The organism is Enterobacteriaceae endosymbiont of Donacia piscatrix (assembly GCF_012569525.1).
Lineage (GTDB): Bacteria > Pseudomonadota > Gammaproteobacteria > Enterobacterales > Enterobacteriaceae.
In genome coordinates this window covers 329,309-340,664 of sequence record NZ_CP046200.1, presented here as the reverse complement: position 1 = coordinate 340,664, position 11,356 = coordinate 329,309, and the positions used below count along the sequence as shown (strand labels likewise).

General features: G+C 22.6%; 15 protein-coding genes. 14 read left to right on the top strand and 1 reads right to left on the bottom strand.

Annotation, left to right across the window (positions count from 1 at the left end; genetic code table 11):
- Positions 1 to 20: 20 nt before the first annotated feature.
- The gene (rpsF, locus tag GJT96_RS01700; RefSeq protein ID WP_169780490.1) at positions 21 to 389 is read right to left on the bottom strand and encodes a 30S ribosomal protein S6; all 369 of its coding nucleotides are present in this window, start codon (positions 387 to 389) and stop codon (positions 21 to 23) included.
- 118 nt (positions 390 to 507) lie between these two features.
- Here rpsF and ung point away from each other — a divergent pair, with 118 nt between their 5' ends.
- From ung to rplA, 14 genes are all read left to right on the top strand, one after another.
- The gene (gene ung / locus GJT96_RS01695) at positions 508 to 1,188 is read left to right on the top strand and encodes a uracil-DNA glycosylase (protein WP_169780489.1); all 681 of its coding nucleotides are present in this window, start codon (positions 508 to 510) and stop codon (positions 1,186 to 1,188) included.
- 127 nt (positions 1,189 to 1,315) lie between these two features.
- Positions 1,316 to 2,428 carry an aspartate-semialdehyde dehydrogenase gene (gene asd / locus GJT96_RS01690; RefSeq protein ID WP_169780488.1) on the top strand — a complete coding sequence of 371 codons (1,113 nt, stop codon included), beginning with the start codon at positions 1,316 to 1,318 and terminating at the stop codon, positions 2,426 to 2,428.
- Positions 2,429 to 2,569: 141 nt separating this feature from the next.
- Positions 2,570 to 3,394, top strand: a complete 825-nt coding sequence (gene fkpA / locus GJT96_RS01685) for an FKBP-type peptidyl-prolyl cis-trans isomerase (RefSeq protein WP_169780487.1) — start codon at positions 2,570 to 2,572, stop codon at positions 3,392 to 3,394.
- A gap of 59 nt (positions 3,395 to 3,453) precedes the next feature.
- On the top strand, positions 3,454 to 3,909 hold the full coding sequence (tusD, locus tag GJT96_RS01680) for a sulfurtransferase complex subunit TusD (protein ID WP_169780486.1): 456 nt from the start codon (positions 3,454 to 3,456) through the stop codon (positions 3,907 to 3,909).
- Complete coding sequence (tusC, locus tag GJT96_RS01675) at positions 3,909 to 4,274, top strand: sulfurtransferase complex subunit TusC (protein ID WP_169780485.1); 366 nt, start codon at positions 3,909 to 3,911, stop codon at positions 4,272 to 4,274. Before tusD ends, tusC begins: the two co-directional genes overlap by 1 nt.
- Before the next feature lie 19 nt (positions 4,275 to 4,293).
- Positions 4,294 to 4,593 carry a sulfurtransferase complex subunit TusB gene (tusB, locus tag GJT96_RS01670; RefSeq protein WP_169780484.1) on the top strand — a complete coding sequence of 100 codons (300 nt, stop codon included), beginning with the start codon at positions 4,294 to 4,296 and terminating at the stop codon, positions 4,591 to 4,593.
- 42 nt (positions 4,594 to 4,635) lie between these two features.
- Positions 4,636 to 5,007 (top strand): 30S ribosomal protein S12, encoded by a 372-nt coding sequence (gene rpsL / locus GJT96_RS01665; protein WP_169780483.1) that lies wholly within the window; start codon positions 4,636 to 4,638, stop codon positions 5,005 to 5,007.
- A 65-nt stretch (positions 5,008 to 5,072) separates the two neighbouring features.
- The gene (gene rpsG, locus GJT96_RS01660) at positions 5,073 to 5,543 is read left to right on the top strand and encodes a 30S ribosomal protein S7 (RefSeq protein WP_169780482.1); all 471 of its coding nucleotides are present in this window, start codon (positions 5,073 to 5,075) and stop codon (positions 5,541 to 5,543) included.
- A 147-nt stretch (positions 5,544 to 5,690) separates the two neighbouring features.
- Positions 5,691 to 7,805, top strand: a complete 2,115-nt coding sequence (fusA, locus tag GJT96_RS01655) for an elongation factor G (RefSeq protein WP_169780481.1) — start codon at positions 5,691 to 5,693, stop codon at positions 7,803 to 7,805.
- A gap of 53 nt (positions 7,806 to 7,858) precedes the next feature.
- Positions 7,859 to 9,043 (top strand): elongation factor Tu, encoded by a 1,185-nt coding sequence (gene tuf / locus GJT96_RS01650; protein WP_169780480.1) that lies wholly within the window; start codon positions 7,859 to 7,861, stop codon positions 9,041 to 9,043.
- A gap of 147 nt (positions 9,044 to 9,190) precedes the next feature.
- A complete protein-coding gene (secE, locus tag GJT96_RS01645) occupies positions 9,191 to 9,565 on the top strand; it encodes a preprotein translocase subunit SecE (protein WP_169780479.1) in 375 nt (124 codons plus the stop codon).
- 1 nt (position 9,566) lies between these two features.
- Positions 9,567 to 10,112, top strand: a complete 546-nt coding sequence (nusG, locus tag GJT96_RS01640) for a transcription termination/antitermination protein NusG (RefSeq protein ID WP_169780478.1) — start codon at positions 9,567 to 9,569, stop codon at positions 10,110 to 10,112.
- A 67-nt stretch (positions 10,113 to 10,179) separates the two neighbouring features.
- Complete coding sequence (gene rplK, locus GJT96_RS01635) at positions 10,180 to 10,608, top strand: 50S ribosomal protein L11 (RefSeq protein WP_169780477.1); 429 nt, start codon at positions 10,180 to 10,182, stop codon at positions 10,606 to 10,608.
- 6 nt (positions 10,609 to 10,614) lie between these two features.
- Positions 10,615 to 11,316: a 50S ribosomal protein L1 gene (gene rplA, locus GJT96_RS01630; RefSeq protein ID WP_169780476.1), complete on the top strand. Its 702-nt coding sequence runs from the start codon at positions 10,615 to 10,617 to the stop codon at positions 11,314 to 11,316.
- The last annotated feature ends 40 nt before the right edge of the window (positions 11,317 to 11,356 follow it).

The window sequence follows — 11,356 nt, the reverse complement described above, 5'->3', positions numbered from 1 at the left end:
GTTTTTTTACAAAAAATTTATTATATTGTTTTAACTATATCACCACGTTTTTCTTGATATTCATTTTTAGATTTTAAAATAAAAGATGAATTTTTTCTTTCCATTTTTGTTTTAATAATAAGATGTCTTATAACATTTTCATTAATTCTTAAACTATTTTCAATTTCTTTTATCACATTAGTTTTTTTTAAAACAATATTTATTAAAATATAATGTGCTTTATGTAATTTAAATATAGGATATGCTAATTGTCTTCTCCCCCAATCTTCTAATCTCGAAATATAACCTTTATTTTTATAAATAATTTTTTTATAATATTCTATAATATTATTTACTTGGTCACTTTGATCAGGATTTATCATTAAAACTATTTCATAATAGTAGTTCATTTTTTTTTCCTTATGGTTAAAATTTTTAATATAAATTAAAAACAAGGATAAAATCTTATTTTTATATTAACATAATATTTTCCAAAAATTTATATTCATTAATAAAATTTAACATCTTATGAAAAATAAAAATCTTATATGGAAAAATTTTTTTCAAAAAGAAGTAAAAAAAAAATATTTTATAAAATTAATACAAAAAATTTATAAAGATATTAACAATAAAAAAATTATTTATCCTAAAAAAAAATATATTTTTAACATTTTTAAAAAAATTAATTTTAATAATTTAAAAGTAGTTATTTTAGGTCAGGATCCATATCCTGGTATAGATCAAGCTAATGGTTTAGCATTTTCAGTTATGCCAAATATTACAATACCTCCTACATTAAAAAATATTTATAAAGCAATAAAGTTTGATATACCTAGTTTTATTATTCCTGATCATGGATATTTAGTAAATTGGGTTGATGAAGGAGTAATGTTATTAAATTCAATACTAACAGTAGAAAAAGGAAAACCACAATCTCATGCCAATATTGGTTGGGAAATTTTTACAAATAATGTAATAAAAATAATTAATCTATATTATGAAAATATTGTTTTTTTATTATGGGGGATTTATGCAAAAAAAAAACATGTTTTGATAACATCAAAACATTTAATTTTAACTACATCACATCCTTCACCTTTATCTTTTTATAAAGGATTTTATTTTTGTAGACATTTTTCTAAAACAAATAAATATTTAATTTTAAATAAAAAAAAACCAATTAATTGGAATATAAAATTAATAAAATAATATGTATATTATTTTATAATAATTTATAAATTTTAGAAATAATTCTATAATAAAATGTTAAAATTAGTAATTAAAATATATTTTATATAAAATATATAAAATAAAAAATAATTTATAAGGTAAAATAATGAAAAATGTAGGATTTATTGGTTGGAGAGGAATGGTAGGTTCTATTCTTATAAAAAGAATGATAAAAAAAAAAGATTTTAGTAATATTAATGCTATTTTTTTTTCTACTTCGCAATATGATAAATTTATACCTCATTTTTATATAAAAAATAAATTTATAAAATTAGAAAATGCTTATAATTTTGAAAAATTATTTGAATTAGATATAATCTTAACATGTCAAGGAAGTGAATATACAAATAAAACTTATTTTCAATTACGTAAAATGGGTTGGAAAGGATATTGGATAGATGCAGCTTCTAATTTAAGAACTTTAAATGAATCTGTTATTGTCTTAGATCCCATTAATTTAAAACATATACAACAAAAATTAAATTCAGGTATAAAAACTTTTGTTGGAGGTAATTGTACTGTTAGTTTAATGTTAATGGCTTTAGGTGGTTTATTTAAAAAAAATTTAATTGATTGGGTTTCTGTTTCTACTTATCAAGCTGCATCTGGTGCAGGTTCAAAATTTATAAAAGAACTTATTTCACAAATGATATATATATGTCAAAACATATCTTCTTCAATTAATAATTCTTCAATAAATATTATTGATATAGAAAAAGAAATTTCAAAACAAATGTATTCTTCTAATTTACCTAAACAATATTTTAAAGTTCCTTTAATTAATAATTTAATTCCATGGATAGACAAAAAAATAAAAAATACTAATCAAACAAAAGAAGAATGGAAAGGACAATTTGAAACTAATAAAATTTTAAATACAAATAAAATTATTCCAGTAGATAGTATTTGCGTAAGAATACCTACTTTACGTTCACATAGTCAATCATTTACAATTAAATTAAACAAAGATTTATCTATAAATAATATCAAAAGTATCATTAGTGATAGTAATAATTGGGTTAAAATTATATCAAATAATTTTAATGAAACTATTAAATTTCTTACACCCTCTTTTGTTAGTGGTAAATTAGACATTAATGTAGGAAGAATAAAAAAATTAAATATAGATAAAAACTGTTTTTCTATCTTTTCAGTAGGAGATCAATTACTATGGGGAGCTTCAGAACCATTAAGAAGAATGTTAAAACTATTAATTTAATATTTTTTTAAAAAAATTAACTTGTTTTTTTTTATTAAAAGTAATATTTTATATAAAATAAGGTGTTTATTTATCTTATTTTATATATAAAATTTTAATGTGTTAAAATTATTAATATTATTAAAAAATTTTGGAGAAAAAATGAAATTTTTTACTAAAAAAAAATTAATATTTACTATGTTAATTTTAAGTATTTGTTTAAATGTATCTAATACAAATGCATTTACATCAAAAAATATATCATGGTGGCAAAATAAAAAAAACACTGAAAAAATTATAAAAAAAAAACATGATATAAAAAATAAAAAGCAAAAAAAATTTTTCAAAGATGATAATGACAAAATTGCATATTCTTTAGGAATAACAATAGGTAAATACTTAACACGCACCTTCCAAATACAAAAAACATTAAAAATAATATTAAATAGAAAATATATTCTTCAAGGTGTATCTGATGCACTTGATAAAAAATATAAACTTTCTAATAATGAAATTGATAGGGTGCTTCAATTATATGATGCTAATGTAAAAGCATTTAGTCCTAATGAAATTCAAGAAGAAATTAAAAACAATGGTAATATAGGTAAAAAATATATTCAAAAAATTTTAAAACAAAAAGGTTTTAAAAAAACTAATACCGGATTAGTATATAAAATACATAAAATTGGTAAGGGTAAAAAAATTACTAATAATAATCAAATAATTGTTATAAAATATAAAGGACAATTAATTGATGGTACTGAATTTGATAGTACTGAAAAAAATAAACCTTTATCTATATGTTTAAAACAAGTAATTCCAGGATGGAAAGAAGGTTTAAAATATATCAAAAAAGGTGGTAAAATAACATTAATTATTCCTCCAAAATTAGCTTATGGTTCAGAGATTATTTCTGGTATACCATCTAATTCAACTTTAAAATTTGAAATTGAACTTTTAGATATAAAAAATTCAATATCTAATTAAACTAATTAATAAAAACTATAACATTTTAAATTAAAATTTTTTATTTATTAAAATTATATATGAGTATAAAAAATATATTTTATAAAGAAGATTTTAAAATCTTAGGTTTTAATATGATTTTTATAATATTTATAACAACAGCTCCATATAATACACAGAATTCTTATTCTGCATATTCATTCACTAAAGCAGCAATAAAAGAAAAACAAATAGTAAAAGATATATTTTTTTATGGTGATGGAGTTTTTAATTCTAATAAAAATATTAATTTTAATGAAAATGAATTTAATCTAGTTAATCATTGGAAAAAATTAAAGATAAAATATCATATAAATTTATATTTATGTGTTACCTCTGCGACAAAAAGAGGTTTAATAGTAAAAAATAGTTTTTATAAGAATAATTTATTAAATTATAAAAAAACATATGATATTATTGATAATACATTTAAAGTAACTACTTTAAGTACATTTACGAAATCTGTATTAACTTGTGATCGTTTAGTTCAATTTTAATGAATAAAATAGCATTTACATTTACAAAATCTCCATATGGAAATTTTATTGGTAAAGAAGGACTTAATGTAATTCTTTCTGTATCCTCATTTACTGAGGATATAGCTTTATTTTTTATAGGAGATGGAATTTTACAAATATATTATAAACAAAACACAAAAAATTTTTTATTAAATAATTATAATATTAGTTTTAATATTTTAAAACTTTGTAATATTAGTAATTATTACGTTTGTTCAAAATCTATAAAAAATTTAGGAATAGAAAATAATAAAAAAAATCATTGGATTTTACCTATTAAAATTATAAATCCTTTAATATGGAAAAAAAAAATTGATAATTATGATATAATTATCAATTTTTAATTTAGTAAATATATTTTATATGTTATATACCTTATTTAGTTCTCCAACATCTTGTAATTTTTCTTTATTATTAAATTTTTTAAATATAAATGATGATTTACTTCTTATTCAAGATGGAGTATTAGCTGGATTAAAAAATAGTTTATATTTTAAAAAAATTACTAAAATTAAGAAAAAAATGAAACTATTAATTTTTGCTATAAATGATGATATATTAGCTAGAGGTTTAGATTTAGATATTTCAAATAAAATTACACGAATAAATTATAAAAAGTTTGTTTATTTAATAATAAAACATAAAAAACAAATAATATGGTAATTTTAAATTTTAATAAATCAAATTATTTTTAGGTTAGAAAATATGGCAACAATTAATCAATTAGTTCGTAAAAATAGATCTCGTAAAATTATTAAAACTAATGTACCAGCTTTAAATTCTTGTCCACAAAAAAGAGGAGTATGTACAAAAGTTTATACAACAACTCCTAAAAAACCTAATTCTGCTTTAAGAAAAGTATGTAGAGTAAGATTAACTAATGGTTTTGAAGTAACTTCTTATATTTCAGGTGAAGGACATAATCTACAGGAACATTCTGTAATTTTAATTAGAGGTGGAAGAGTAAAAGATCTTCCTGGAGTTAGATATCATACGATTAGAGGTACTTTAGATTGTATTGGTGTTAAAAATCGGAAAAAAGGAAGATCAAAATATGGTGTTAAAAAACCTAAATAATATTAATAAATATTTTTTTAAAAATTAAATTTACTAAATTTTACTAAACTTATGGAGTAAATATTATGCCTCGTAGACGTATAATTAATCAACGAAAAATATCACCAGATCCTCAATTTGAATCAGATTTATTAGCCAAATTTATTAATATAATTATGGTAAATGGTAAAAAATCTATTGCAGAATTTATTGTTTATTCAGCTTTAAATAAAGTTACAAAAAAGATAGGTAAAAAAGAAATAGATATTTTTTTAAATGTATTAGAAAATATTAAACCTGCAGTAGAAGTAAAATCACGAAGAGTAGGTGGTTCAACTTATCAAGTACCGGTAGAAATTAGACCTACTAGAAGAAATACTTTAGCTATACGCTGGTTAGTTAATTCTGCACGAAAAAGACAAGAAAAATCTATGATTTTAAAATTAACTAATGAAATATTAGATGCTTTAGAAAATAAAGGAAATGCTGTTAAAAAAAAAGAAGAAATACATAAAATGGCAGAAGCTAATAAAGCATTTGCTCATTATCGTTGGTAAAAAATAATTATAAAAAGATAGTCTTAATTACAATAAAATGAACCAATTAATCAATAATATATGTCGTGACTAAATCAATATTTTTTATTAAAAATCATATTTAATATTATTTAAAAATTTTTTATCTCTAAAATAGAGGAATAATACATGAGTCGTATAACTCCTATAAAACGATATCGTAATATTGGTATTAGCGCACATATTGATGCCGGTAAAACTACTACAACTGAAAGAATTTTGTTTTATACAGGAATAAATCATAAAATAGGAGAAGTACATGATGGAACAGCTACAATGGATTGGATGAAACAAGAACAAGAGAGAGGTATTACTATTACTTCTGCTGCTACTACAACATTTTGGTCAGGAATGTTTAATCAATATAAATCACATAGGATAAATATTATTGATACTCCAGGACATGTAGATTTTACAATTGAAGTAGAACGTTCTATGAGAATATTAGATGGTGTAGTTATGATTTATTGTGCTGTAGGTGGAGTACAACCTCAATCAGAAACAGTATGGCGGCAAGCTAATAAATATAAAGTTCCTAGAATTGCTTTTATAAATAAAATGGATAGAATGGGAGCGAATTTTATAAAAGTTATTAAACAAATACAAAATAATTTATTAACAGAAGCAATACCTTTACAATTACCTATTGGATCCGAAGAACGATTTACTGGAGTAATTGATTTAATACAAATGAAAGCATTAAATTGGAGTGAGAAAGATCAAGGAATTAATTGTAATTATATTAATATACCTAAAAATATGGAAAAAGAGGTTCAAATATGGCATAAAAAATTAATAGAAACAGCAGTAGAATCTGATGAAATATTATTAGAAAAATATTTAAATGGAAATGTAATTCCTATACAGGAAATAAAATTTGCTTTAAGAAAAAGAGTTTTAAATAATGAAATTACTTTAATTACATGTGGATCAGCCTTTAAAAATAAAGGAGTACAAGCATTATTAGATGCAATAATTGATTATTTACCATCGCCTAAGGATATTCCTCCTATTCAAGGAATATCTGATAATAATAAAAACATATTAACACGTAATACTGATGATAATGAATTATTTTCAGCCCTAGCTTTTAAAATAGCTAATGATCCCTTTGTTGGTAATTTAACTTTTTTTAGAGTATATTCTGGAACAGTTAGTAATGGAGAAATTATATATAATTCAATAAAAAAACAAAAAGAACGTATTGGTCGTATAGTTCAGATGCATGCTAATAAAAGAGAGGAAATAAAAAAAGTTTATGCAGGAGATATAGCTGCTGCTATTGGATTAAAAAATGTAACAACAGGAGATACATTATGTGATATTAATAAATGTATTATTCTTGAAACAATGGATTTTCCTGAACCTGTTATTTCTATTGCTATAGAACCCAAAACTAAAATAGATCAAGAAAAAATGGGTTTAGCTTTAAATCGTCTAATTAAAGAAGATCCTTCTTTAAGAACGTGGATTGATGAAGAAACTAATCAAACTATTATAGCAGGAATGGGTGAATTACATTTAGAAATAATTGTAGATAGAATGAAAAGAGAATTTAATATATCTGCTAAAATTGGAAAACCTCAAGTTTCTTATCGTGAAACTATACAAAATAGTATTACTAATATAGAAGGTAAGTATATAAAACAAACAGGTGGAAGAGGACAATATGGTCATGTTGTAATAGATATTTCTCCATTAAAACCACAAAAAAATAATACAGGTTATTTATTTACTAATGATATAAAAGGTGGTGTAATACCTAATGAGTATATATCAGCTATAGATAAAAGCATTCAAGAACAATTAAAATCAGGTCCTATGGCAAATTATCCTGTAGTAAATATTGCAGTTAGACTTCATTATGGATCTTATCATGATGTAGATTCTTCTGAACTAGCTTTTAAATTAGCTGCAGCTATTGCATTTAAAAATGCTTTTAAAAAAGCTAATCCTATTTTACTTGAACCTATAATGAAAGTAGAAATAGAAACACCTGAAGAATATATGGGAGATGTTATCGGGGATTTAAATCGAAGAAGGGGAATTATAGAAGGTATGAATAATATTCCTACTGGAAAAACTATTAGTGCTTGTGTACCATTATCAGAAATGTTTGGGTATGCTACTGATTTACGTTCCTATAGTCAAGGAAGAGCATCTTATACTATGGAATTTTTAAAATATAATAAAGCACCTAATAATATTACAAAGGTAATTATTGAATCTCGATCTAAATTATAAGAATTAAACAAATAATTATATATTTTTACAATTTATTGGAAGGATATTATCTTGTGTCTAAAAAAAAATTTGAACGTTCTAAACCTCATATTAATGTAGGTACTATAGGACATGTAGATCATGGGAAAACAACTTTAACAGCAGCTATAACAACTGTTTTAGCAAAAAAATATGGTGGTTCTGCAAAAGCTTTTGAGCAAATTGATAATGCACCAGAAGAAAAAGCGAGAGGTATAACTATAAATACATCTCATGTTGAATATGATACAAAATATCGTCATTATGCTCATGTTGATTGTCCAGGACATGCAGATTATGTAAAAAACATGATTACAGGTGCTGCTCAAATGGATGGAGCAATATTAGTAGTTGCAGCAACAGATGGTCCTATGCCACAAACAAGAGAACACATTTTATTAGCTAGACAAGTAGAAGTACCTTATATTATAGTATTTCTTAATAAATGTGATTTAGTTAATGATAAAGAATTACTAGAATTAGTGGAAATGGAAGTACGTGATTTATTAACACAATATAATTTTCCTGGAGATAAAACTCCTATTATTCAAGGATCTGCCTTAAAAGCATTAGAAGGAGATAAAATTTGGGAAAAGAAAATTATTGAATTAGCTAATTCATTAGATAATTATATACCTAATCCTATAAGGAAAATTGATAAACCTTTTTTATTACCAATAGAAGATGTTTTTTCTATCTCAGGTAGAGGTACAGTAGTAACTGGGAGAGTAGAAAGAGGTATAATAAAAGTAGGAGAAGAAGTAGAAATTATAGGTATTAGAAATACCATTAAATCTATTTGTACTGGAGTGGAAATGTTTCGTAAACTATTAGATGAGGGACGTGCTGGTGAAAATATAGGTATTTTACTTAGAGGTATTAAAAGAGAAGATATAGAAAGAGGGCAAGTTTTAGCAAAACCAGGATCAATTACACCACATACAAAATTTGAAGCAGAAGTTTATATTTTATCAAAAGATGAAGGTGGAAGACATACAGCCTTTTTTAAAGGATATCGTCCTCAATTCTATTTTAGAACTACAGATGTTACAGGAACTATAGAATTACCATCTAATATTGAAATGGTTATGCCTGGAGATAATATTAATATGATTGTAACACTAATTCATCCTATAGCTATGTCTAATGGTTTACGTTTTGCTATTCGTGAAGGAGGACGTACTGTAGGTGCAGGTGTAGTTACAAAAGTATTAAAGTAAATGTATTATAAAAGAAGATAAGGGAAAATTATGTATTCCCTTTGATTCTTTTTTTATTTTAAATTTAAATATTAAATAAATTATTAGTAAAATATATCTATATAATTTATATATATTCTATACAAATATTTTTTTGGTTAAAATATAATGAATATTATAGAATTTAAAAAAAATATTACAATTTTTATTAAATGGATTGTCGGTATAATTTTATTAATTGCTATTATAGTATGTAATATTATTTATCAAAAAATATATTTATTTATTCGTTTAATTTTATCTTTTTTTATATTATCTTTAATTATTTTTATCATTTTATCTACAAATAAAGGTAAAAATTTATTATCTTTTATAGATAATGCATGTATAGAAACTTATAAAGTTATATGGCCATCTTATAAAGATACTTGGCATACAGCTTTAACTATAACTATCATTGTTATAATAATATCATGTTTAATTTATATATTAGATAATTTTTTAATCTATGTAATATCATATTTAACTGGAACGAGGTCATAAAATGGATAAATCTTTACAAAAAAAATGGTATGTTATTCAAGCTCGTTCTGGTTTTGAACAACGTGTAGTTAAATCATTAAAAGAATATATTAAAATTCATAATATGAAAGATTTATTTGGTAAAATTTTAGTACCTACTGAAGCTATTATTGAAATACGTAGAGGACAAAAATATAGAAGTGACCGTAAATTTTTTCCAGGATATATATTAGTACATATGATAATGAAAGAATTAAGTTGGTATTTAGTACGTAGCGTACCAAAAGTTTTAGGTTTCATTGGAGGAACATCTGATAATCCATCTCCTGTAAGTGATAAAGAAATAAATATTATTATAGAACGTTTACAAAAAATTGGTGATAAACCTAGACCAAAAACAATATTTGAACCAGGAGAAATGATTAGAGTTAAAGATGGTCCTTTTTCTGATTTTAATGGCATAGTAGAAGAAGTAGATTATGAAAAAAACAGATTAAAGGTTTCAGTATCAATTTTTGGTCGATCTACTCCTGTTGATTTAGATTTTAGACAAGTAGAAAAAGGATAAAATAATTTTAAAAAATTATATATTTTAAATATTTTTTATTTTAATTATTAATTAATAGAGATCTTTTATGGTTAAAAAAATTAAAACTTATGTAAAATTACAAGTTCCAGCTGGAAATGCTAATCCTAGTCCTCCCATTGGGCCTGCATTAGGACAACATGGCATAAATATTATGAATTTTTGTAAAAATTTTAATTTAAAAACTAATAATTTAGAAAAAGGTATTCCTATACCAGTAATTATTACAATTTATGTTGATAAAACTTTTACATTTATAACTAAAACTCCTCCAGTATCTGCATTAATAAAAAAAATTTTAGGGATAAAAAAAGGAGCTAATAAACCAAAAAAAGAAAAAATTGGAGTAATTACAAATAATCAAATTCGTAAAATTGCAGAAATAAAATATATTGACATGAATGGAACTAATATTGAATCTATGATTTCTTCCATAAAAGGAACTGCTATATCAATGGGTTTAACTGTTCAGGATTAAAATATTATGAAAAAATTAACGAAACGAATGAAATTCATGTATGAAAATTTAAACATTAAAAAACAATTTTCTGTTGAAAAAGCTATTAATAACTTAAAAAAGTTAAGTAAAGTTAAATTTATTGAAAGCATTGATATTGCAATTATTTTAGGTATAAACCCCAAAAAAACCGAACAAAATATTAGAGGAAATGTATCTTTACCCTACGGTACTGGAAAAAATATTAGAATAGCAGTTTTTGCAGATGGTAAAGAAGCAATCCAAGCTAAAAATTTGGGAGTGAAATTAGTTGGAATGAATGATCTATTGATAAAAATTACTAATGGTGAAAAAAATTTTGATATAGTTATTTCTACTCCAGAAGCTATGAATATAGTAACTAAATTAGGACCTATTTTAGGTCCAAAAGGATTAATGCCTAACCCTAAATTAGGTACAATTACAAATGATATAAATAAAACAATAAAAAAAATACGTGACGGACAAATTACTTTTCGTAATGATAAAAATGGTATTATTCATACAACTATTGGTAAAATTAATTTTGAAAATAAAAAAATTCAAGAAAATTTAAAAAGTTTATTAAAGATTTTAAAAAAACATAAACCAGTACAATTAAAAAACAACTTTTTTAAAAAAATATATATATCTTCTACTATGGGTATATCTTTAAATATAACTAAAGATTGTATTAATTTAATTAATTAATATTTTTCTTTACAATAAAAAATAACTATATTATATTTAT

Excerpts from the sequence above, each read along its gene's own strand:
- rpsF (WP_169780490.1), bottom strand. The coding sequence starts at position 389 with ATGAACTACTATTATGAAATAGTTTTAATGATAAATCCTGATCAAAGT.
- ung (WP_169780489.1), top strand. The coding sequence starts at position 508 with ATGAAAAATAAAAATCTTATATGGAAAAATTTTTTTCAAAAAGAAGTA.
- asd (WP_169780488.1), top strand. The coding sequence starts at position 1,316 with ATGAAAAATGTAGGATTTATTGGTTGGAGAGGAATGGTAGGTTCTATT.
- fkpA (WP_169780487.1), top strand. The coding sequence starts at position 2,570 with ATGAAATTTTTTACTAAAAAAAAATTAATATTTACTATGTTAATTTTA.
- tusD (WP_169780486.1), top strand. The coding sequence starts at position 3,454 with ATGAGTATAAAAAATATATTTTATAAAGAAGATTTTAAAATCTTAGGT.
- tusC (WP_169780485.1), top strand. The coding sequence starts at position 3,909 with ATGAATAAAATAGCATTTACATTTACAAAATCTCCATATGGAAATTTT.
- tusB (WP_169780484.1), top strand. The coding sequence starts at position 4,294 with ATGTTATATACCTTATTTAGTTCTCCAACATCTTGTAATTTTTCTTTA.
- rpsL (WP_169780483.1), top strand. The coding sequence starts at position 4,636 with ATGGCAACAATTAATCAATTAGTTCGTAAAAATAGATCTCGTAAAATT.
- rpsG (WP_169780482.1), top strand. The coding sequence starts at position 5,073 with ATGCCTCGTAGACGTATAATTAATCAACGAAAAATATCACCAGATCCT.
- fusA (WP_169780481.1), top strand. The coding sequence starts at position 5,691 with ATGAGTCGTATAACTCCTATAAAACGATATCGTAATATTGGTATTAGC.
- secE (WP_169780479.1), top strand. The coding sequence starts at position 9,191 with ATGAATATTATAGAATTTAAAAAAAATATTACAATTTTTATTAAATGG.
- nusG (WP_169780478.1), top strand. The coding sequence starts at position 9,567 with ATGGATAAATCTTTACAAAAAAAATGGTATGTTATTCAAGCTCGTTCT.
- rplK (WP_169780477.1), top strand. The coding sequence starts at position 10,180 with ATGGTTAAAAAAATTAAAACTTATGTAAAATTACAAGTTCCAGCTGGA.
- rplA (WP_169780476.1), top strand. The coding sequence starts at position 10,615 with ATGAAAAAATTAACGAAACGAATGAAATTCATGTATGAAAATTTAAAC.